The sequence below is a fragment of the Rhodanobacter umsongensis genome (genome assembly GCF_042654965.1).
Classification (GTDB): domain Bacteria; phylum Pseudomonadota; class Gammaproteobacteria; order Xanthomonadales; family Rhodanobacteraceae; genus Rhodanobacter; species Rhodanobacter umsongensis.
In genome coordinates this window covers 527,353-549,720 of record NZ_JBHSMK010000009.1, presented here as the reverse complement: position 1 = coordinate 549,720, position 22,368 = coordinate 527,353, and the positions used below count along the sequence as shown (strand labels likewise).

Annotated in this window: 13 protein-coding genes; 8 read left to right on the top strand and 5 right to left on the bottom strand. The window is 67.4% G+C overall.

Translation table 11 applies throughout. The annotated features are described in order from the left end of the window. Positions 1–53: 53 nt before the first annotated feature. The 3 genes from recD to recC are packed head-to-tail and all read right to left on the bottom strand — an operon-like array spanning position 54 to position 9,245. Positions 54–2,087, bottom strand: coding sequence for an exodeoxyribonuclease V subunit alpha (recD, locus tag ACFPME_RS15170; RefSeq protein ID WP_377306494.1), 2,034 nt, complete (start codon positions 2,085–2,087; stop codon positions 54–56). Then, the gene (recB, locus tag ACFPME_RS15165) at positions 2,077–5,754 is read right to left on the bottom strand and encodes an exodeoxyribonuclease V subunit beta (protein WP_377306493.1); all 3,678 of its coding nucleotides are present in this window, start codon (positions 5,752–5,754) and stop codon (positions 2,077–2,079) included. Before recB ends, recD begins: the two co-directional genes overlap by 11 nt. Further along, positions 5,751–9,245, bottom strand: coding sequence for an exodeoxyribonuclease V subunit gamma (recC, locus tag ACFPME_RS15160; RefSeq protein ID WP_377306492.1), 3,495 nt, complete (start codon positions 9,243–9,245; stop codon positions 5,751–5,753). Before recC ends, recB begins: the two co-directional genes overlap by 4 nt. Before the next feature lie 241 nt (positions 9,246–9,486). On the opposite strand from recC, the gene ACFPME_RS15155 reads away from it, so the two are divergent. From ACFPME_RS15155 to ACFPME_RS15120, 8 genes are all read left to right on the top strand, one after another. After that, positions 9,487–9,906 carry a YciI family protein gene (locus ACFPME_RS15155; RefSeq protein WP_377306491.1) on the top strand — a complete coding sequence of 140 codons (420 nt, stop codon included), beginning with the start codon at positions 9,487–9,489 and terminating at the stop codon, positions 9,904–9,906. A 47-nt stretch (positions 9,907–9,953) separates the two neighbouring features. Beyond that, positions 9,954–10,367 (top strand): VOC family protein, encoded by a 414-nt coding sequence (locus ACFPME_RS15150; protein ID WP_377306490.1) that lies wholly within the window; start codon positions 9,954–9,956, stop codon positions 10,365–10,367. Beyond that, on the top strand, positions 10,337–10,972 hold the full coding sequence (locus tag ACFPME_RS15145; RefSeq protein ID WP_377306489.1) for an SRPBCC family protein: 636 nt from the start codon (positions 10,337–10,339) through the stop codon (positions 10,970–10,972). The genes ACFPME_RS15150 and ACFPME_RS15145 overlap by 31 nt, the downstream gene beginning before the upstream one ends. A gap of 44 nt (positions 10,973–11,016) precedes the next feature. After that, entirely contained in the window at positions 11,017–12,300 is a 1,284-nt protein-coding gene (locus ACFPME_RS15140; protein WP_377306488.1) for an RNA polymerase sigma factor, read from the top strand. 107 nt (positions 12,301–12,407) lie between these two features. Then, positions 12,408–13,028 (top strand): transcriptional repressor LexA, encoded by a 621-nt coding sequence (gene lexA / locus ACFPME_RS15135; RefSeq protein WP_377306487.1) that lies wholly within the window; start codon positions 12,408–12,410, stop codon positions 13,026–13,028. Continuing rightward, a complete protein-coding gene (gene imuA / locus ACFPME_RS15130) occupies positions 13,028–13,651 on the top strand; it encodes a translesion DNA synthesis-associated protein ImuA (protein WP_377306486.1) in 624 nt (207 codons plus the stop codon). The genes lexA and imuA overlap by 1 nt, the downstream gene beginning before the upstream one ends. 12 nt (positions 13,652–13,663) lie before the next feature. After that, entirely contained in the window at positions 13,664–15,067 is a 1,404-nt protein-coding gene (locus ACFPME_RS15125; protein WP_377306485.1) for a Y-family DNA polymerase, read from the top strand. Beyond that, on the top strand, positions 15,064–18,144 hold the full coding sequence (locus ACFPME_RS15120) for an error-prone DNA polymerase (protein WP_377306484.1): 3,081 nt from the start codon (positions 15,064–15,066) through the stop codon (positions 18,142–18,144). The genes ACFPME_RS15125 and ACFPME_RS15120 overlap by 4 nt, the downstream gene beginning before the upstream one ends. Before the next feature lie 15 nt (positions 18,145–18,159). On the opposite strand, the gene ACFPME_RS15115 is transcribed toward ACFPME_RS15120, so the two are convergent. Continuing rightward, positions 18,160–19,314, bottom strand: coding sequence for a mechanosensitive ion channel family protein (locus tag ACFPME_RS15115; protein WP_377306483.1), 1,155 nt, complete (start codon positions 19,312–19,314; stop codon positions 18,160–18,162). Between the two features lie 145 nt (positions 19,315–19,459). Continuing rightward, complete coding sequence (gene ligD, locus ACFPME_RS15110; protein ID WP_377306482.1) at positions 19,460–22,024, bottom strand: DNA ligase D; 2,565 nt, start codon at positions 22,022–22,024, stop codon at positions 19,460–19,462. Between the last annotated feature and the right edge of the window lie 344 nt (positions 22,025–22,368).

Below are 22,368 nucleotides of genomic sequence, written 5' to 3'. Positions count from 1 at the left end.
AGTGATCAACGGCAATCTGTTTAGCGGCAATGCGCTCAGCGTCCTCACTCCGCTCAATCGCGCGCAAGCCGTTCGGCCAGCCCTGAATAGCGACGGGTGCGCCGCTCGGTTGCACCGTCAATGATGGCTGGACTGCCAAGCAGGCTGAACCAGTGGCGCGCGCGGGTAATGCCGGTGTACAGCAATTCGCGGGTCAGCACGTTGCTCGGCTCGACGGGCAGCACCAAAGCCGTATGTTCGAACTCCGAGCCCTGCGATTTGTGCACGGTCATCGCGTACACCGTACTGACTTCCCCCAGGCGCGACGGCAGCACGTGGCGGATGCGGGTGGCTGCGCCGGTGCCGGTGCTGGCCAGGAATGCCACCGACAGGCGCGGCTTGCCGCTGTCGTCGGGCAGGCGCAGGCAGATGCCGACGTCGCCATTGGCGAGGCCCAGACCGTAGTCGTTGCGGGTGACCATCACCGGACGCCCCTCGTACCATCCAAGGCTGGTTTCGATCAGCCCCCGCGCGTGCAGCGCTTCGGCGATCAGCTGGTTGAGCCCTTCCACACCGTAGGCACCGTGCCGCAAGGCGCACAGCAACTGGAAGCGGTTGAACGCCTGCAGCACGTCACGCGCCCACTGATCGTGCGCTGCGGCATCCGCAGCGGGTGCAGGGCGATCGCGCTGGAGCAGTTCCAGATAGTGGCGATAACCCCGAGGTGCCGCAGCATTGCCTGGGTCGAGGAAATATTCGTGGTTGCCATCGATGGCCATCCCGGCCAGCTGGGCGCGAGTGGCTGACGACGCCCATGCAAGATCGATGGAAGGCACCCCGAGCAACTCGCGTACCGCGCGAGTGTCCCCGCGGTTCACTGCGCGGGCGAGTTGACCGATGCCGCTGGCGTCGCCGAAACGGTGGCTGTGACGCAACATGGCCAGCTGCTGATCGAGCGGCTGTGCGTCGTCACGCATGAACGAGCGGATGTCGTCGCCGGTGGTCGCGCGCAACCAGTGGGCAGTGGCGTCGTCGTAGTGGCCATCGTCGGCGCGGCGGCAAAGGTCGCCCAGCACGGCGCCGGCCTCGACCGAGGAAAGCTGATCCTTGTCACCGATCAGGATCAGCCGCGCCGCTGCCGGCAATGCGGCGAGCACGGCAGACATCATTTCCAGATCGATCATCGATGCTTCGTCGATGACCAGCACATCTAGATGCAGTGGATTGGCGCGATCGTAGTGGAAGCGGCGCGTATCCGGTCGCGCACCGAGCAGGCGATGCAGGGTGTCGACCTCGGCGGGTATGGCGGCACGCACGATGTCGTCCACGTCCAGTCGCGCCAGTTGCGCGGCGATGGAGGCGTTCAGCCGGGCGGCTGCCTTGCCGGTAGGTGCAGCGAGACGGATGCGCAGCGGCCGTGCATGTTCGCGCAGATGCAGGGTCTGCAGCAGGCCAAGCAGACGGACCACCGTCGTGGTCTTGCCGGTGCCGGGACCGCCGGTGATGACGGTGAATGCACCGCGCGCCGCCAGTGCGCAGGCGATCCTCGGCCAGTTGGGGGCGGGATATGCGCGAGCGGCTTCAGCCGCGATGCTCTCCGGCTGGTTGGCAGCGATAGCATCGCGACTGAAGTCGCTCCCACCGGTGCCGGGGAACAATCGCGCCAATTCGTCAGGGAGCTGCGCGGGCACCTCCTGCGATCGGCTCAGCCGTTCGCGGATCGCCGTTGCCACCAGGCATTCGTGATTCCAGTAGCGGCGCAGGTACAACCGCGAGCCATCCAGCACCAGCGGTGCGGTGGCGGGGCGGCCGTCGCAGCCATCGGCAACCAATGGCGAACTCATCAGTGCGGCTCGCTGATCGTCGAGACCGCGCAACCGGTTGCGCCAGCTCGATGGCCAATCCTGTTCATCAGCCTGTTCCGCGAGCGCGTCAAGATCGAGGCACAGATGGCCGTCGGCGAGCTGGCGACTGAGCAGTGCGGTCAACCACAGCAACGACGGCGAGGCCTTGCCGTCGCGTTCGGCCATGAAGTGTGCCAATGCCGCATCCAGCGGGCGCAGCCGATGCTGCTCGATGTCCAGGTCGAACATGCGCTCATGCGACATCGTGCAACCCTTCGTGACTGAACAGCTGATCCATCGCTTCGATAAGCCCAAACGGAAGACGTTCGTGGTGCACGCCATGCCCGGCGTCGTCGACGCCGCGCAGGTACAGGTAAAGCACGCCGCCGATGTGCCGCGCATAGTCATAGCCAGGCAGGCGCGCGCGCAGTTGCCGGTGCAGCGCCAGCGTGTAGATCGCGTACTGCAGGTCGTAGCGGCTGTGCAGTACCGAGTCGCGCATGGCATCCACGGTGTAGGCCGCGTTGTCGCTGCCGAGCCAGTTGGATTTGTAGTCGACGATGTAATAGCGGCCGTCGTGCTCGAGCACGAGATCGATGAAGCCCTTGAGCATGCCGTTGAGGCGGTCGGGCAGCAGCGGCGGGCGCGGTGCCCCCTTCAATGTGTGGCGGGTGACCAGGTGATCCAGCGCGCGGGTGTCGACCCGATGGGCCTCGAACCAGAATTCCAGCTCGGCGCGGACGGCTTCGGCATCGGTGAGTGCGGCCAGCGCCAGCGCGCCTCCATCGGGCAGCGGCAGCGCCGCGCCAAGGAAAGCCGGCAGCCAGGTCGCCAGCGTTTCGCTCCAGGCCTGCCAGCCGTGCCGCTGGCAACGATGGGCGATCAGCTCCCTCAGTGTGGATGGCGCGCCGGCAGCGCTGGCGAAGCCCTCATCGGCAGCCCACTCCAGCAGGCCATGCAGGAAGGTGCCGGGCTCGGCACCGCGCGGAAAGGTGTGGATGCTGGGCGAGGTGTCCGGCTTGATCGGCATGCGTGGCTCGACCTGCTCGGCGCCCGCCTCAGCCAGCACATCCTGCTGCGCGGTTTCCGGCGCGGTTTGCCGCGACGCGTGTTCGGCTTCGGCAACCTTGAGCGCGCTGTAGCTGGCGATCCACCATGGTTCGACTGGCTGGCCGCGGTATGCGCGAGCGGGCTGGTCCGGCACGGGCTGGCTGGCGGGCTGATGGCGCGACGTACCCGCGGCAGCGGGCAAGGTATCGATATGGATGTCTGGATGTCCGTTCCGGAGTTCTTCCAGGCGCGTGCGCAGCACTTCCTCGTCGATCGGTCCGCCGCCGGCGAGCACGTAGCCGAACACGGACTTGTGCAGGCCGGAAGACTTCCGCTGGCCGTCCTTGAGGTTGGCAATGCCCAGCCAGCAGGCGTGGCGGGCGCGTGTCAGCGCCACGTACAACAGGCGCATATCCTCCTGCAGGCGCTCCCGTTCGGCCTGTTCCAGCGCGAACGCGGAGGGCTGCAGATCCAGTGCAGGGCGGTCGTCGCGATCGTGCCAGACAAAACTGTCGCTGGACTTCACCTCGCGCAGGCTGCATGCGAACGGCAGCAGCACCAGCGGGTATTCCAGGCCTTTCGACTTGTGGATGGTGACCACCTTGATCAGTGCCGCCTCGCTTTCCAGCCGCACGATCTGCTCGTCGGCGGTGTCGGCCTGGGCATCATCGGCCTGGGCGATCTGGGTGGCGAGGTGACGGATCAGCGCGTGCTCGCCGTCCAGCGCGGCGGCGGCCTGCTGCAGCAGTTCGGCCAGGTGTAGCAGGTTGGTCAACGCACGTTCGCCATCGCTGCGCGTCAGCAGTTGCGCGGGCAGATCGAACAGGTGCAGCAGGTCGTGCAGCATGGCCAGCACGCCATGCCGCAACCAGCTGTCGTGCAACTGCCGAAAGCGCTCTCCGCTGCGCTCCCAGTACTGCTCGTCGAGGTTGAGCCGATCGAGTTCGGCATAGCTCTGGCCCAGGGTGGGGCTGGCCAGCGCGGCGCGCATGGCGCGATCGGAGCCGGGTTCGGCGCAGGCGTGCAGCCACAGCAGCAGGTCGCGCGCCTCGGCCGAGGCATACACCGAATCGCGATCGGACAGGTACACGCTGGCCAGCCCGCGTGCCTGCAATGCACGGCGCATGTCCGCTGCTTCGGGCCCCTTGCGGACCAGGATCGCGATGTCACCGGGGACCAGTGGAGTGGCTATCCCATCCTCGGTGGTGAAGCCGCAGTGTCCTTGCCGGGCAGCATCGAGCCATTGCACCAGCGTGGCGGCGGCGTGTTCGGCCATCAGTTTCTGATAGGCGCCCTTGCTCATCGGTTCGGCCTGGCGGGCCACCGCCAGTTGCAGGGCAGGCATGAGCTGGCCGTGCAGCAGCAACCGCTCCTTGCGGCCGTGTGCGGTGACCTGCAGGAACGGCAGCCCCTGATCACCCTTGCCGAACAGGAACGCGCCTTGCGGATGCCGTTCGGCAAAGTCGAACACACGATTGACCGCCTTCACCATCGACGGGGTGGAGCGGTAATTGGTGGTCAGCGTCCAGGTCGGCCGGGCGGCGCTGCGGCGCGCCAGCAGGTAGGTATGGATATCCGCGCCGCGAAAGCCGTAGATCGCCTGCTTGGGGTCGCCGATCAGCAGCAGGCCGGTGCCGGCCTGACGACCGTAGATGCGCTGGAAGATGCGCCATTGCAGCGGGTCGGTGTCCTGGAACTCGTCGATCAGGGCGACCGGATACTGGGTGGCGATGGTCTGCGCCAGCCGTTCGCCGGTGTTGCCGTGCAGCGCGGTGTCCAGCCGCTTGAGCATATCGTCGAAGCCGAGCTGGGCGAGGCGTTGCTTGGTGGCTTCCAGGCGTGCGCTGACCCGCGGCACGGCGTGGGCGAGAATCAGCGCGCGCAGGTCGGCAAGCAGTGCGGCAGGTGCGGGCAGATCGCCGATGGCGGCAAAGGCGGCGTGTTCGGGCGGGCGGAATTTTGTCCTGGTGGCGCTGGCGAGCTTGGCCTGCGCGTAGCGCGCCAGCACGGCTGCATCCACTTCGCCACCGGCAGCCCAGCCACGCATCGCGAGCAGGTCGCCGGCGAAGTTTTCCGGCCTCATCATGTGGGCCTTGAAGGCACCGGCCTGCATCGCCTCACCCAACATCGCATCGATCGCCTCGGCGTCGGCCAGCCACAGTGCGCGTGCCTGTTGCTGTGCTTGCCGCAGCGGCGACAGCTGCGTCTGCATCGCGGCGGCGAGGTCGGCGACAACGGGCAGCGGATGGCCGTCCAGGCGCAGGTTTTCCGCAGGCTGACGCAGCAGGGGACGTAGCGATGCCTGCAGGTGCCGCGGGGTTTTCCACAGCGAGGTGACCTGCGCGGCATCCGCACTGTCGAGCGCAAAGAACTGCTGGCGCCAGTAGTCTCGCACGGCTTCGGCGAGCAGTTCGCTTTCGTCGCTGGTGGCGGTCTGCACGAAGGCGTGGCCGCTGTCGAAAGCATGCTGGCTGAGCATGCGCTGGCACCAGCCGTGGATGGTGTGCACCGCGGCCTCGTCCATCCATTGCGCAGCCAGCTCCAGCTGGCGCGCGGCGCGGGCGCGGGCATCGGCGTCGGGATATTCGGCGACCAGCGCAGTGAGGAAATCGTCGGCCACGCCGCGTCCGCGGAACACCTCGGCGGCTTCGCTCAATCGCGTGCGGATGCGTTCGCGCAGCTCGGCGGTGGCGGCCTTGGTGAAGGTGACCACCAGGATCCGCGGTGGCAGCAGCGCAGCGGCGTGTTCGCCGTGACCGAGCACCAGTCGCAGGTACAGTGCGGCGATGGTCCAGGTCTTGCCGGTGCCGGCGCTGGCTTCGATCAGCTGGATGCCTTGCAGCGGCAGTCGCAGTGGATCGAGTGGGGCGATGCGGTTCATGCGCCGACCTCCGTCGGCAGCACGGCGTCGGCCAGCGCCTGATACAGAGGCAGCCAGTGTTCGAAACCGCCGGCGTGCAACGCGCTGAAATCGGGCCACGCGCGGGCGAGGCAGGCATCCTCGTCGCGCTCGCCCGGTATCGGCACGAAACTGTTGCCTTCGTAGCTGAGTGTGGCGGCGGCAACCGGATCGCGCTCGACCGAGCGCAGCCACGCATAGGCGGTCTTGCGCGCGATCGGCAACGGCGCCTGCATGCCCGCCTGCAACGCCGCCAGCAGCTGATCGAGCCGCCCGGCGGCGTCTTCGCACGACAGCGCACGCAGCACCGGCTGCGCATCCGCGCTGATCACGCGGGTCTGCATGGCCAGGCCATTGGCATTGGCCAGCAGGTGGATGATCCACGCCGGGATCAGCTTTTCATGGCGCAGCGCGCCGTCCTTCGTCAGCAGTGCGCCGTTGAGCAGTTCCAGCCGGCCATGGCGGCCGGCATCGTCGTGGCGCAGGTCGGTCAGCCAATCCTCGATCAGCAGGCCTGCGCCGGCATGATGCAGCTCATGTTGCGCGTCGGTCAGCGGCCACTGCCGGCAGGCTTCGTGCCAGCTCGCGGCGAGCCCTCTGATCTGCTCGGTGATCTGCGTCTGCACGAGTGCGCCGAAACCGGCCGGCGGCAAGCGGCCTTCGTCGTGCAGGCGGCGGGTGGCGCCGGCGATGCTGCGATCGACGTCGACCCTGGCCGGATCGATCGCGGCATGCAGCACCGACTGGCTGGCGCCGTAACGCTGCAGGCCGTCGAGCGCAAACGGCTCGTCGTCGATGGTGTCGTCGCCGGCCTGGCCGAAATACACCTTCAGCCGCTGGTTGAAGAAATACGCCACCGGCTTGCTCAGGAAGCGCTGCAACTGGCCGACGCCCAGCGCCGTATCGGGCTGCCATGGCGCGAGTGTGGCCGGCGCAGGTGAGGCGGTTGCGCCGCGATGGACCTGCTGCCATTCGCGTGCATAGGTGAATACATGCGGCTCGTCGCCCGCGCTGAAATAGCGCCGGCTGAACGGTTGCAGCGGGTACTCGGTGCTGAGCGCGGCGAGCAGACGCGTGCCCGACTGGCCATCGTCCAGCGGGTCGCCTTCCCGGTGCCAGCCGGCGGCCAGGTAATCGCGCAGCTGGCCGACCAGCACCGATGGCGGCAGCACGCTGTTGTCGCGCGCACTGCGGCCAACCCAGCTCACGTGCAGCGCGTCGCGGGCGGACAGCAGGGCTTCCAGAAAGAGATAGCGATCGTCCTCGCGCCGCGAGCGATCGCCGGGACGGCTGTGCCCGGGTTGCGCCATCAGGTCGAAGTCGACCGGCGCCTGCTGCCGCGGGTAAGCCCCGTCGTCCATCCCGAGCAGGCAGACCACGCGAAAGGGAATGGCGCGCATCGGCATCAGTGTGCCGAAACTCACCGCGCCGCCCATGAATCGCTGCGACAGCCGGCTCTCGTCGATCGCCTGCAGCCAGTGCTCGCGCACGATGGTGAGCGGGATGGCATCGGCAAAGCCGGCCTCGGTGCAGGCCTGTTGCCATTCGTCCAGCGCCTCGTCGAGGCGGCCCAGCCGCAGCGCGTCCTGCCCGTCGCCGCGGTCGAAGAAATCTGTCAGCAGGGCGTGCAGGCGCGTGCTCCACTCCGCCGGCGTGGCTGGTGTGCGGAACTCTCGCCAGTGGTGTTCGAGCCGGTCCAGCAGCAGGCTCAACGGGCCGAGCAGAACGGCGTCGAGGCCACCGACTTCGGCGTACGGCGCGATGCCGTCCAGCGACTCGCCGTCACCGACGGCATAGCCGAGCAACATGCGGCGCAGGCCGAAACGCCAGCTGTTCTGCTCCAGCGCCGGCAGTTGCAGGCTGCGCTTCTGTTCGCCATCCAGTCCCCAGCGGATGCCGGCCTCCTCGATCCAGCGCCGCAGCATGGGCAGGCCCGACTCGTCGAAACCGAAGCGCGCGCGCAGCGCAGGCACGTCGAGCAGATCCAGTATTTCGCTCACGGTGAAACGCGATTCGGGCAGCGCCAGCAGATGCTCCAGCGCGACGATCAATGGCTCGCTGCCGCGCGCGGATTGATCGGCCACACTGCAGGGCAGGTGACGCGGGTCGCCGGGGGGCAGCCGTCCGAACACTGCCTGCACGTGCGGTGCGTAGGTCTGGATATCCGGCACCATCACCATCACGTCGCGCGGCGCCAGCGGCTTGCCGTCGCGCGCGGCGCGCTCGAACATCGCCAGCAGCTGGTCGTGCAGCACCTCGACCTCGCGCTGCGGGTTGTGCGCGATGTGGAAGCGCAGCGAGGCATCGCCCTCGTGCCACGGCCTGCGCTGCGCAGCATCGGCCGGCAGCGGTTCAAGATCGAGAATGGCCTGCTGCACTTGCTGCAGCAGGCCATCGCCATCCACGTCCTGGAACAGGTCGATGCCGCGATCGATGGCGGCGAATTGCTGGCGATAGCGATCCGGCTGGTCGCAGGCATCGAGCAGGCGGATGTAGTCGCGGCCCTGCTTGCCCCAGGCGGCGAGCAGCGGGTGGGCGTGCAGATGCAGGTCTTCGTAACGCGGCTGGGCGGGCAGGCCTGGCTTGTCGGGCTGCCGGCGCTGGCTGGCCTTGAGCAGTTCGCGTTCCTCGATGATGTCGGCCCAGTAGTGCCGGCACGGGTTCGCCACCACCAGCAACACCTGGCAGAAACGCGCCAGCGCGGTGAGCGCCTCCAGCGTCTGCTGCGGCAGGGAGGACAGGCCGAACACCACGATGCGCCGCGGCAGCGCCGCGGGTCGCCCATCGAGCGACTGCACGCGTTCGACAAATGCCTGGTGTACGGCAGCGCGGTGGCCATGCCGCTGCGCCGGGCCGACATCCTCCAGCAACAGGCGCCACAGCCGCGGCTGCCAGCGCTGATCGGCGGCCAGCGGAGTGCGGCGGGCGCGCAGCGCATCGTGCAGTTCGTCGCAACCGTGCTCCCAGTCGTCCAGCCAGTCGGCGCGATAGACCTGGTATTGGTCGAACAGGTCGGCGACGCGGGCGGCCAGCTGATGGCGCTTCTGCCAGTCCGGATCGGCGCCGAGGAAATCACGCAGCGGGGTGAACGCCTCCTCGCGCAGGTGCTGCGGGATCAGCCGAAGCAGTCGCCAGACGAGCCGCGACTTGTCGAACGGCGACGTCGCCGGTACCGCGTCGCGGCCCAGCACCGCGCGATACGCCGTCCACAGGAAGCGGCCCGGAAGTTGCACGTCGACCGCGGCGCTGATGCCCAGCCCGCCGCTGGCGGGCGCACGCGCCAGCGCCAGCTTCAACCACTGCGCAATGCCGTTGCTCTGCACCAGCATCAGCTCGTTCTCCAGCGGCCGCAACGGTGCGCGCGCAAGCCACGCCGTGAGCAGGTCGCGCAGATCCTCAAGACGGTTGCCGTGCAGCACCATCAGGCCGGGTTCGATCGGGGTGGTGTACGGGGGTGACGAAAGTGAGGTCACAGCGGGCGGTGCTCGTTTTCGCTCATGCGGGGATTGTCTCCGAGTGCGCCTGGATTGTCGCCGCCAGCATGGCTGGCCGTCGTCTCAGCGTCTGCGTCAATGGGTCGAGAATATCGGACGCGCGAGTCCGTTCGCTTGTCGATCCGGCGACCGCCCGTTCGTCGCATCACAGAACACGGGAGCTGGTGCGTGCAATCGCCGGTTTCCGCGCCCCGCCAACGATACCCACGGAGACACGACGATGCGATTCATGGTGATAGTGAAAGCGGACCAGGACTCGGAAGCCGGCGTGATGCCGAGCGAGCAGCTGCTGACCGAAATGGGCAGGTACAACGAGGAGCTGGTGAAGGCCGGCATCATGCTGGCAGGCGAGGGCCTGCAGCCCAGTTCGAAAGGGGTGCGGGTGAAGTTCTCCGGCCATCAGCGCACGGTGACCGACGGGCCGTTCGCCGAAAGCAAGGAGCTCGTCGCCGGCTTCTGGCTGTGGCAGGTGAAGTCGAAGGACGAGGCGATCGAATGGCTCAAGCGCGCACCGTTCGATGGCGGCACCGAGGTCGAGTTGCGCCAGGTGTTCGAGGCGGAGGATTTCGGCGCCGAGTTCACGCCCGAGCTGCGCGAGCAGGAAGAGCGGCTGCGGGCGCAGATCGCCACCAAGTCCTGAGCCGGCCCTCGATCCGGCCTCAACGGAAACCCCATTGGAGTATCCCCATGCAACTGACCAACTACCTCATCTTCAACGGCAAGGCCGAAGCGGCATTCAAGTTCTACGAGCAGGCCTTGCGCGGCAGGATCGCGATGATGATGCGTTTCGGCGAAGCGCCCGGCTGCGAGAACATGCCGCCGGAAACCCGCGACTTGCTGATCCACGTGCGGCTGGAAATCGGCGACCAGGTGCTGATGGCCTCCGATTGTCCGCCCGACCGCCCGTACGATGGCATCAAGGGGTGCTCGGTGTCGGTCCAGGTCGACACGGTCGCGGAAGGCGAACGCCTCTTCAACGCACTGAAGGATAACGGCACGGTGCAGATGCCGTACGAGAAAACCTTCTGGGCCGAACGCTTCGCCATGCTGGTCGACCAGTTCGGCGTGCCGTGGATGATCAATTGCGAGAAAGACCAGTAACCCCCCGCCTCGGGTTGTCGGGCATCTCCGGCAACCGATGGCACCACCGTACTTCAACGCCCCGACCGGAGCTGCCCATGTTCAAGATCATCCTCATCATCGTTGTCGTCCTGATCGTCGCGGTGCTCGCCTTCGCGGCGACCCGGCCCGGAACATTCAAGCTGGAGCGCGCCACGACAATCAAGGCCTCGCCCGAAAAAATCCTCGCATTCATCAACGACTTCAGTCGGTGGACCGTCTGGTCGCCGTGGGAAAAGCTCGATCCAGCCCTCAAGCGCAGCTATGGCGGTGCGGCGAGCGGCCCGGGCGCAATCTACGAGTGGCAGGGAAACAGCAAGGTTGGCCAGGGCCGCATGGAAATCCTGGCCTCGTCGGCACTCGCCACGTCGATCAAGCTGGATTTCATCAAGCCGTTCGAGGCGCACAACATCGCCGATTTCACGCTGGTGCCGCAAGGCGATTCGACCACGATCACCTGGGCGATGCATGGTTCGAATTCCTTCATCGCCAAGCTCATGCACCTGTTCTTCAACATGGACAAGCTGGTCGGCGCGGACTTCGCGCGCGGGCTTGCCAACCTGAAGGCGGCCGCCGAGGGAAGCTGATCCGCTCTTGCGTCAACGGAAGGCAGATGGTCTGATCGGCCGCCATGACCACGACCGATACCCACCGCGCCATCGACGCCGTCTGGCGGATCGAATCGGCCAGGCTCATCGCCGGTCTCGCACGCATGGTGCGCGACGTCGGGCTGGCCGAGGAGCTGGCGCAGGATGCGCTGGTCATTGCACTGGAGCAGTGGCCGCAGTCGGGCGTGCCGGACAATCCCGGCGCGTGGCTGATGACCACCGCCAAGCGTCGCGCGATCGATCGCCTTCGCCGCAGCCAGCTGCTCGCGCGCAAGCACGTGGAACTGATGCACGAGCTCGAGAGCGAGCAGGAACACGCCGTGTCGCAGGTAGAGGCAGCACTGGATGATCCGATCGGCGACGATCTGCTGCGGCTGATCTTCATCGCCTGCCATCCGGTGTTGTCGGTCGAGGCACGCGTGGCGCTCACGTTGCGATTGCTCGGCGGCCTGACCACCGAGGAAATTGCCCGCGCGTTCCTGGTGCCGGAGCCGACGATCGCACAGCGCATCGTGCGCGCCAAGCGCAGCCTGGCCAAGGCCGAGGTGCCGTTCGAGGTACCGCGTGCCGAGGAGCTGGCGGCGCGCCTGTCGTCGGTGCTCGAGGTGATCTATCTCGTGTTCAACGAAGGCTATTCCGCGACGGCCGGCAGCGACTGGATGCGTCCGGCACTGTGCGAGGAGGCATTGCGACTGGGCCGCGTGCTGGCCGGGCTCGCGCCCCGCGAACCGGAGGTGCACGGCCTGGTCGCGCTGATGGAAATCCAGGCGTCGCGTTCGCGCGCCCGCGTCAACGGCAAGGGCGAACCGATCCTGCTGCTCGAGCAGAACCGCGCGCACTGGGATCGCCTGCTGATCCGTCGCGGGCTGGTGGCGCTCGATCACGCCGAGAAACTTGGCGGCGCGCTCGGCCCTTATGCGCTGCAGGCAGCCATTGCCGCCTGCCACGCACGGGCGCTGACGGCAGAGCAGACCGACTGGCCGCGCATCGCCATGTTGTACGGCACGCTCGCGCGGGTGATGCCGTCACCCATCGTCGAGTTGAACCGTGCAGTGGCGGTGTCGATGGCATCCGGGCCTGCCGCCGGGCTCGCACTCGTCGATGCGCTGGCCGGCGAACCGGCACTGGCGAACTACCACCTGCTGCCGACCGTGCGCGGCGACCTGCTGGCCAAGCTCGACCGTCCCGACGAGGCCCGCGCGGAATTCCAGCGCGCCATCGCGCTCACGCAGAACCAGCGGGAACGTGAACTTCTGCTGGAGCGTGCGCGGGCCTGCGTGAAGCGCAGCGATCCGACTGTTTCGTGATCGCTGCGGCAACCGGCAGTCCGGGCAAGCCCTTGATCTTCGGGGAGTTGGATGACGCCTTTCCGGCAGGGCTTCATTTTCACCATAAAAGGTGAAAACATGGTGGCATGAGCCTGCAGCTGACCACCCGCCAATCCAACATCCTGGATTTCATCCGCGACCGCCTCGAACACGCCGGCCAGGCGCCGACGCTGGAAGAGATCGGCCAGGCGATGGGCCTGGCCAACGTCAGTGCGGTGCTGAAGCACGTGCGTTCGCTGGAGGCCAAGGGGCGGCTGGCGATCGAGCCGAACCGTCCGCGCGGCATCCGGCTGGTGACCGCCACCGATCCGGCCGATGCCGACACCATGGAACTGCCGCTGGTGGGCCGCATCGCGGCGGGTGAGCCGCTGTTTTCCGACGCGCGGGTCGAGCGCACATTGCGCGTGTCGCGCTGGCTGTTTCCGCTGAAGCCGGATTACCTGGTGCGCGTGGTCGGCGATTCGATGCGCGACGAAGGCATCCTCGACCAGGACATCGTGGGCGTGCATGCCACACCGGTGGCCCGTCACGGTCAGGTGGTCGCGGCGCGGGTGGGTGGCGACCGCTTCACCATCAAGCGGTTGTACTGGCAGGGCGAGGTGATCCGGTTGCTGCCGAACAGTCCGGGCTATCAACCGATCACGCCGGACCCCAGCGACGACTTCGCCATCGAAGGCCTGTTTGCCGGTTTGCTGAGGGGCAGCTGATGGCTGCGTTGGTGGCCTTGTCGAACCTGCTCGATGCACGCCAGGTCTGGCGCGGTCGCACCATGCCGGTGCCGGCCGGCGACCAGCCGACCGGGTGGTTGGCGCTGGACGCGGCGCTTCCCGCCGGTGGCTGGCCCGATGCGGCATTGACGGAGATTCTGCTGCCGGCCGATGGCGTCGGCGAATTGTCCCTGCTGTTGCCCACGCTGGCGCGGCTCAGCCAAGGCAGGCGTCCCGTACTCGTCGTGGCGCCGCCGTATGTGCCTTGCGTGGCCGGCTGGCAACAGCACGGAGTCGACATGCGGCGAGTGGAAATCGTCGCGGCGCCGGATGCCGACGTACTGTGGGCCACCGAGCAATGCCTGCGTTCGGGCAGCTGCGCCGCGGTGCTGGTATGGCCGCGCCAGGCCGACGATCGCGCCTTGCGCCGGTTGCAGGTGGCAGCCGATGCAGGCAAGGCGCTGGGTTTTGCGTTTCGCGATCGCAAGCATCTGTCGGTGGCCTCGCCGGCGGCCCTGCGACTGGAGATCGAAGCGGCGCCGCGCGCCCGGGTATGGGTACGCAAGTGCCGTGGCGGTGTTGTGCCGTCGCAGGCTTTTCCGTTTCCCCGTTCGCTGCATTGATGGCCGCCGATCATGCTGTGGGCCTGTGTACTGTTGCCGCATCTCGCGCTGGATGGCGTTCTGCGCCGTCGCGCGAATCACGATCCGCTGGTGCTCGTGGATGGCGCGGCCAATGCGCGCAGCATCGTGGCGGTCAACGCCGCGGCGCGCGAAGCGGGCTTGCGCGTGGGCCAGCGCCTGATGGCTGCCCGTGCGCTGCTGACGACCTTCGAGGCGTTGCCCTGCGACCACCAGGCGGCTGATCGCTGGCAGCGCTTCCTGGCCGCAGTGGCGTATCGCTACAGCTCCGAGGTGAGCCTGCTGCCGCATGCGATCGTGCTGGAGGTGAGCCGCAGCCTTGGCCTGTTCGGCCCGTGGCCGCGGTTTGAAACCATGTTGCGCGCCGACTTCACCGCGCTGGGTTTCCGCCACCGCATCGCGGTGGCGCCCACGCCGCATGCAGCCTATGTGCTGGCCGGGGTCGGGGATGGCCGGGCGGTGCTGTCACCCGATCAGCTGCCTCATGCATTGCAGGCCGTACCGACACGCAAGAGCCGCTTGCCGGCGGCTTCGATCGAGGCGTTGTCGGGCATGGGCATCCGCACGCTGGGGCAGTTGCTGAAGTTGCCGCGCGATGGCCTGCGCCGGCGTTTCGGGAATGAACTGCTGCAGGCGATCGATCGCCTGATCGGCGAGTTGCCGGCCGGACTGGACGGCTACCGCCCGCCGGATGTCTTCGATCTGCGGATCGAACTGAGCCACGAAGTGGAGAACATCGCCGCGCTGGTGTTTCCGCTGCGCCGCATGATCGGCGACCTCGCCGCCTACCTGGCGGGCAGGGACGGCGGCGTGCAGCGGTTCACGCTGCGGCTGGAGCATCGCGACAGCAAGCTGACCGAGGTGCCGGTGGGCCTGCTGGCGCCGGAGCGCGACGCCGGCATGCTGTTCGAACTGGCGCGGGGCCGTCTGGAGCAGGTGCAACTGCCCGAGCCCGTGCTGGCCCTGCGATTGATCGCACGCGACCTGCCGAGCTTCGTGCCGGCAGGTCGCGACCTGTTCGACGAACGCCCGGCCAACGCACTGCCGATCGAGCAACTGCGCGAGCGCCTGCGCGCGCGGCTGGGCGACCGCGCCGTCTACCGGCTGGGCAGCACCACCGATCCGCGCCCCGAATGCGCGCAGGCGGTAGCCGAATCCAGCGCCGCCTACCATGAGCCGCATCCGCGCCCGACCTGGCTGCTCGCTCGCCCCACACCACTGCGCGGTCCGGCGCCGCGCATCCTGGCCGGCCCCGAACGACTCGAAACCGGCTGGTGGGATGGCGCCGAGGCGTGCCGGGATTACTACGTGATCGAGACCTCGCTGGGCCAGCATGCGTGGGCTTTTTGCCAGCCCGGCGAACAAAGCGGCTGGATGCTGCAGGGCTGGTTCGCATGAGCGACTACGCCGAGCTGCATTGCCTTTCCGACTTCTCCTTCGGTCGCGGCGCATCGAATGCAGGGGAGTTGTTCGAGCGCGCCAGGGCCTGTGGCTACAGCGCGCTGGCGATCACCGACGAATGCTCGCTGGCCGGCATCGTGCGCGCCTATCAGGCCTCGCAAGAGACCGGATTGAAACTGATCGTCGGCGCCGAGTTCCAGCTCGCCGAGGGCCCGAAGCTTGTGCTGCTGTGCGAGAACCGGCAGGGCTACGCCGAGCTGTGCAAGTTGATCACGCGCGGGCGTCGGGCGTCGGAAAAGGGCACCTACCGGCTCACCTGCGCGGACCTGCGGGGCGGGCTTCCGGGGACGCTGGCCTTGTGGATGCCCGGACTGCGGCCCGATATCGCGCAGGGCCGCTGGCTGCGCGCCACCTTCGGCGATCGCGCGTGGCTGGCGGTGGAACTGCATCGCGGACCCGACGATGCCGCGCGCCTGCGTGCGCTCCAGGAGACCGGTCGTGCGCTGGATCTCCCGCTGGTGGCCAGCGGCGACGTGCACATGCACGTGCGCCGCCGGCTGGCGCTGCAGCACACGCTTACCGCGATTCGACATCGCGTGCGGATCGCCGAGGCGGGCGCGTTGATCTTCCGCAACGGCGAACGCCATCTGCGCCGGCGCGATGTACTGGCCAAGCTCTATCCCGAGGCCTTGCTGCAGGAAAGCATGCGCATCGCCGGACGCTGCACATTCCAGATGGGCGAACTCAAGTACGAATACCCCACGGAACTGGTCCCGCAAGGCCATACGCCCACCAGCTGGCTGCGCCACCTTGCCGAGCAGGGCATGCACTGGCGCTGGCCGCAGGGCGCGAGCGACAAGGTACGCCAGTTGATCGACGACGAACTGGCACTGATCGCCTCGAAGAAATACGAGCCGTTCTTTCTCACCGTGCATGACATCGTCCGCTTCGCGCGCAGCAAAGGCATCCTCTGCCAGGGCCGCGGCTCGGCCGCCAACTCCGCCGTGTGCTTTGCGCTTGGCGTGACCGAGGTGGATCCGGAGGTCAACAAACTTCTGGTGGCGCGCTTCATCAGCGAGGACCGCGACGAGCCGCCCGACATCGATGTCGATTTCGAACACGAACGGCGCGAAGAGGTGATCCAGTACGTCTACGGCAAGTACGGACGCGAGCGCGCCGCGCTGGCCGCCACCGTCATCTGCTACCGCGGCCGCAGCGCGGTGCGCGATGTGGCCAAGGCGCTCGGTCTTCCGCTGGACCAGGTCGACCAGCTCAGTGATGTCTTCGCCCGCGGCTGGGGCGACAGCAGCGCCGATGAGCGGCTGCGCGAACAGGGCTTCGATCCGGACAGCCCGGTCATCCGCCGCGTGCTGAAGCTCGCACTCGAACTGCTCGGCATGCCACGGCACTTGTCACAGCATGTCGGCGGCTTCGTGATTTCCAGCGTGCCCCTGCATGAAATGGTGCCGGTGGAGAACGCGGCGATGCCGGATCGCACGATCATCCAGTGGGACAAGGACGATCTGGACACCATGCGCATGCTGAAGGTCGATTGCCTCGCGCTGGGCATGCTGACCTGCCTGCGCAAATGCTTCGGCTTGTTGAAGGACGAATATGGCATCGTCAAGACGATCGCCACGATCGAGCCGGACGACGGCGACACCTACGCGATGATCCGGAAAGCCGACACCGTCGGCGTGTTCCAGATCGAAAGCCGCGCGCAGATGGCGATGCTGCCGCGGCATCGGCCGGAGAATTTCTACGACCTGGTGATCCAGGTGGCGATCGTGCGCCCCGGCCCCATCCAGGGCGACATGGTGCATCCCTACCTGCGGCGCCGGAACGGCGAGGAGCCGGTGGTCTATCCGTCGCCGGCTTTCAGGGACGTACTGGAACGCACGCTCGGCGTGCCGCTGTTCCAGGAGCAGGTGATGAAGCTGGCCATGGTCGCCGCCGGCTTCACCGCCGGCGAGGCCGACAAACTGCGCCGATCGATGGCTGCCTGGAAACGGCATGGCGGGCTGGAGCCGCATCGCGAAAAGCTGATGCAGGGCATGCTGCGGAACGGTTATGCGGCGGCTTTCGCCGAGCGCATCTTCGAGCAGATCAAGGGTTTCGGCTCGTATGGTTTTCCCGAGTCGCATGCGGCCAGTTTTGCGAACATCGTCTATGCATCGTGCTGGCTGAAATGCCATCACCCGGCCGCATTCGCCTGCTCGCTGCTCAACGCGCAGCCGATGGGTTTCTATGCGCCGAGCCAGATCGTGCAGGACGTGCAGCGCCATCGCGTGGCCGTGCACCCGGTCGACGTGCGCTACAGCGACTGGGACTGCACGCTGGAAGCCGACCCGCGCAACGCCGCCGGTTCACGCGCGATCCGGCTGGGCCTGCGCATGGTGCGAGGCCTTCCCGAGGCCGCGGCGCAGCGGCTGATGGCGGCGCGTGGACAACGCGTCTTCACCGACATCGCCGATCTGTGCGGACGTGCCAGCCTGGATCGCCGCCAGCAGAGTCTGCTGGCGGATGCGGCCGCGCTGCGCGGGCTGGCCGGTCATCGTCATCGTGCACGGTGGGCCGTCGCCGGCGTCGAGGCGCAGCTGCCGCTGTTCGGCCATGATAGCCCGGCCGAACAGGCCGTCACGCTGCCGCTGCCCACGCAGGCCGAGGATACGCTGGCCGACTATGCGCGACTCGGGCTCAGTCTCGGGCCGCATCCGCTGCGGCAGATCCGGTCCAGGTTGCGCGCGGCCCGCTGCATCGACGCAAAGGCGCTGCGCACCCTGCCGCACAACAGTCGCGTGCGGGTGGCTGGCCTGGTGACCTCGCGCCAGCAACCGCAGACGGCCAGCGGCATCATCTTCGTAACCCTCGAGGACGAACACGGCCTGGTCAACGTGGTGGTGTGGCGGCACGTCGCCGAAGCGCAACGGCGCGCTCTGCTCGAAGCCCACCTGCTGGCGGTGGAAGGCCAATGGGAGCACGTGGATGGCGTCAGCCATCTGATCGCCCATCGTCTTCAGGATCTGACCGCGCTGCTGGGCCCGCTGGATGCGCGGTCGCGGAATTTCCACTGAGCACCGATGACGCCGCTAGCCTTCGTCGCGCAGCGGACCGCCGTCCTCCGGCGAAGGGCTGTGCTGGGGTTCGGGGTTGCGCGGGGTCGGCGGTTGTTCGGGCGGATGGCCACTGCGTTTCAGCTCGCCGCGCCAGCGCGGCAAGGCTTCGGGATGATTGGCCTGGACATAGGCGATGAGCCCTTCACGCACGTGGCAACGCAGATCCCAGCCACGGCCGGAGTCGGATGAGCTGACCAGCACGCGCAACTGCATGGCATGTTCGCCGGCATCGGTCACCTGCAGCACGCAGACGCGGCCATCCCACTCCGGCGCTCCGCGGCACAGCCGCTTCAGCTCGTCTCGCAACGGCGCCAGCGGCATGCGGTAATCCAGCATCAGGAACACCGTGCCGATCAACTGCGAGCCGGTGCGCGTCCAGTTCTGGAACGGATGCTCGATGAACCAGTTCAGCGGCACCACCAGCCGTCGTTCGTCCCAGATTCGCACCACCACGTAGCTGCCGGTGATTTCCTCGATGCGACCCCATTCACCTTCGATGATCACCACATCGTCCAGTCGGATCGGCTGTGTCAGCGCGATCTGCAGGCCGGCAATCAGGTTGCTCAACACCGGTTTGGCGGCCAGTCCGATCGCCAGCCCGGCCACTCCGGCGGAGGCAAGCAGGCTGGCGCCGAGCTCGCGCACGCCGGGAATCGTCAGCAGGATGATCGACAGGCCGATGACGATCACGACGACATCGGCGGTGCGCCCGAGCACGCGCACCTGGGTCACCACGCGGCGCGCCTGCAGATTGTCGGCCACGTCTATCGGGTAACGCCGGATCGCCGCGCCTTCGAACGCACCGATGCAGCGCACCGCCAGCCACGTACCCACCGCCAGCAACGCAATCTGCAACAGATGCAGCAACAGGGCGAACGCGGTGGACGTGGCCGACGCCGGCCAGACGCGCAGTGCCACCGACAGCGTCAGCAGCGGCATCAACCATTCCATCGGCCCGCTGGCACGCTGCATGATGTCCGATGCCAGCGGATGATGTTTCGACAGGCGCCGCAGCACCGCATGCGCCGCCGCGCGAAACACCATGGCGAGCAGCAGGCCGACGACCACGGCCAGTCCCAGCCGCACCCATACATCCTGCAGCCATTGCGTGAAAAACTCTTGCACCATGCCGCCAGTCTGGCGCAGGCGATGTGGACAGGATGTCGGCCCGCTGCGTGGCTCCATGCGAACCGGGTACGCAGGGCGGTCACGACATGCGCGCCACGAGCCGACGCGCGCCGCATGTGCGAGCGGTTCGAACGGCGGCAGTGCCTCAGCCCAGCTTCTCCATCATGTCGTCCAGGTTCTGCCGTGTGTCATCGATACCCGCCCACGGATCCTTGCGCTGCCGCGCCAGCCGTTTCGGCGTGGAACGAATATCGAAGTCGTGTCCGCTCTTCAACTTGCCCAGCTCGTCCCAGCGTAGCGGCACGGCCACCGGGGCACCGCTGCGCGCGCGCAACGAATAGGAGGCCACGCTGGTGGCGCCGCGGCTGTTGCGCAGGTAGTCCACATAGATCAGGTTGGTGCGTCGCGATTTGCTGGCGGTAGCGATGAACTCCATCGGATGCGCCTGTGCCATCGCGCTGGCGAAGGCGCGCGCAAACTCCTTCACCTGCGGCCACGGACAACCGGGGTTGAGTGGAACCACCACGTGCAGGCCCTTGCCGCCGGTGGTGCGCAGGAATGACGCGAGGCCGATCTGGTCGAGCAATTTTCGCACCAGCCGCGCGGCGGCGATCATCCGCTCCCAGGCCACGTCCTCGCCGGGGTCCAGGTCGAACACCATGCGGTCGGCACGGTCCGGCTGTTCCACGGTCGCGCCCCAGGGGTGGAACTCCAGCACGCCGAACTGCACCAGCTCGATCACCGAGTCGGCGTCCAGCGGATAGATATAGGTAGCCTGCGCGCCGGATTCTTCCTTGAGCTTCGCGCTGCCCACGTGCTTCAGTCCCTGCATCAGGTGTTTCTGGAAAAAGCACGCCTTGGCCGTGCCTTCGGGGCAGCGGATCACCGAGGTCGGGCGGCCGATCACGCCGGGCAGGAACCACTTCATCACGCGGGTGTAGTAGTCGGCCACGTCCTGCTTGGTGTAGCCGTCGTCGGGATACACCACGCGGTCGGGGTGGCTGATCGCGATGTCCGCGGGCTTGCCCTTGCGGGCCGATGTGCTGCCGGGTGCGGGGGGCCTGGCCGCCGGCGCGGCTTTGCGCGGCGCGGCGCGATCCGAATCGGAAAGGTCGGTGGCGGTCTTGTCGGTACGCATGCTCTTCAGGCTCGGTTGGCGCAACAGGTTCTTGTTGCCGATGCCGCGGTAGTACACCTCGGCGACCGCGGCCGGCTTGACCCATCGCGCATCGCGCAACAGCGGGTCGACCGCGGTCAGCTTCACGGTGGGTTTGTGGCTGCCATTGGCGGCGATGGTGCCGGCCAGTTGCCGCAGTTGCCGATCGGAGAATCCGGTGCCCACGCGCCCCACATAGATCCAGCCGGTCGCCACCGCGGGATCGGGCCGCGCCAGCAACAGCGAGCCGAACCCGCTGCGGCTGCCTTTGGGTGGCGTGTAGCCGACCACCGCGAATTCGTCGCTTTCCAGTCGCTTGATCTTCAGCCAGTCGTCGCCGCGGCCGGCATGATAGGCAGAGTCGACGCGCTTGGAGATGATGCCTTCCAGTTGCTGCTCGGTGGCTACCCGGAATGCGTCTTCGCCGTTGCCGATCGCGTGCGTGCTGAAGGCCAGATGCTTCGGTGCATGGGCCAGCAGCTTTTGCAGCAGCGCCTTGCGCTCCAGCAGGCCGACCCGCGACAGGTCGCTGCCTTCGAGATACGGCAGGTCGAACAACACGTAGATCAACGGCAGTTGCGCCTCGCCCGAAAGGGTTTGCTGCAACCCGTTGAAGTCGCTGTGGCCATCGGCATCCAGCGCGACGAGCTCGCCGTCCAGCCGCGCCGAATGCAGGCCGAGCGATGCCAGCGATTGCGCGATGTCGGGCAGACGATCGTTCCACGGCAAGGCGTTGCGCGACCACAGCTTCACCTCGCCACCGGCGATCGCGGCGAGGATGCGGTAGCCGTCCCACTTCACCTCATGCAGCCATTGGTCGCCCGCGGGGGGCGTCTCGCGCAGACGGGCCAGTTCGGGTTTGAAGAAATCGTTGTCGGCGGGCGCAGGCCGCGCGCCAGCGAGCGCCGCGGCGGCCTTGGCCAGCCGCAGCCGGGACACTTTCCTGGCTTTCGGGATGGACTTCCTGCGGGTCGCGGATTTCTTTGCGGCGGCCTTGGTCGCTGGCGTCTTCGCGGCGGCGCGCGTGCTGCGGGCCATTTTCGCATCGAGCAGGTCGTCGGCTTCGACGTCGCCGGCGAACGTGTCCTTCGCCTTGATCAGGAACCACGCCGGCTGGCGCTCCTTGCGGCCGCTGCGGACCAGATGCCAGCCACCCTTGAGCCGCTTGCCGAACAGCTCGAATTGCAGGTGCCCCTTCTGCAACTGCTCTTCGGCATCGCCCCTGGTGGTCCACACGCCGATGTCGAACTGGTCGACGTGGCCCTTGCCGTAACCGTGTTCTATGTCGCCTTCGAAGCCGGCGTAGGACACCGGATGGTCTTCGACCTCCACGGCCAATCGCTTCACTCGTGGATCGTAGCTGGGGCCTTTCGGCACCGCCCAGCTCTTCAGCACGTCGCCCACCTGCAGCCGGAAATCGAAGTGGCGGCGGCTGGCGTGATGCAGCTGCACCACGAAAATGGCCCGGTGCCCGGCGGCTGCGGCATCGTTGGCGGCAGGTTCGCGCGTCCTGGAGAAATCGCGCTTGCGCTGATAGTCCCGCAGGCTGCTCACGTCATCGGTCACCTGGAAAGGCCGCCGGGTGGCGCGGCGGGTTCAGCTGGCAGGCCTGTTAGACGCGGATATCTTCACCTTCGCCTCGTTCCGGTCCTCGCGTCCTGCGGCTGCCTGGATCGCACGCCGGCGTTCGACGGTGGCCCTGGTGCTTCGGGCGTCATGCTTGGTCGCGGACATCTGGCGGGCACTCGGCATCGGGGCGCCACGTTAGCGGGCGATACGTGGGTCCCGGGTGAAACGCGCATCACGGCCTATTTGACAGTGCGTCCACATCGACATCGAAATAGTCCGCGGACGACCTCTCCATCCGCTGCCGGAGAATCGTCATGCGCGGAGAAAGA

Bases quoted from the DNA above. Each gene is read 5' to 3' on its own strand.
- imuA (WP_377306486.1), top strand. From the start codon at position 13,028: ATGGCTGCGTTGGTGGCCTTGTCGAACCTGCTCGATGCACGCCAGGTC.
- ACFPME_RS15140 (WP_377306488.1), top strand. From the start codon at position 11,017: ATGACCACGACCGATACCCACCGCGCCATCGACGCCGTCTGGCGGATC.
- ACFPME_RS15125 (WP_377306485.1), top strand. From the start codon at position 13,664: ATGCTGTGGGCCTGTGTACTGTTGCCGCATCTCGCGCTGGATGGCGTT.
- recD (WP_377306494.1), bottom strand. From the start codon at position 2,087: ATGTCGCATGAGCGCATGTTCGACCTGGACATCGAGCAGCATCGGCTG.
- lexA (WP_377306487.1), top strand. From the start codon at position 12,408: ATGAGCCTGCAGCTGACCACCCGCCAATCCAACATCCTGGATTTCATC.
- recB (WP_377306493.1), bottom strand. From the start codon at position 5,754: ATGAACCGCATCGCCCCACTCGATCCACTGCGACTGCCGCTGCAAGGC.
- ACFPME_RS15150 (WP_377306490.1), top strand. From the start codon at position 9,954: ATGCAACTGACCAACTACCTCATCTTCAACGGCAAGGCCGAAGCGGCA.
- ACFPME_RS15155 (WP_377306491.1), top strand. From the start codon at position 9,487: ATGCGATTCATGGTGATAGTGAAAGCGGACCAGGACTCGGAAGCCGGC.
- ACFPME_RS15120 (WP_377306484.1), top strand. From the start codon at position 15,064: ATGAGCGACTACGCCGAGCTGCATTGCCTTTCCGACTTCTCCTTCGGT.
- ACFPME_RS15115 (WP_377306483.1), bottom strand. From the start codon at position 19,314: ATGGTGCAAGAGTTTTTCACGCAATGGCTGCAGGATGTATGGGTGCGG.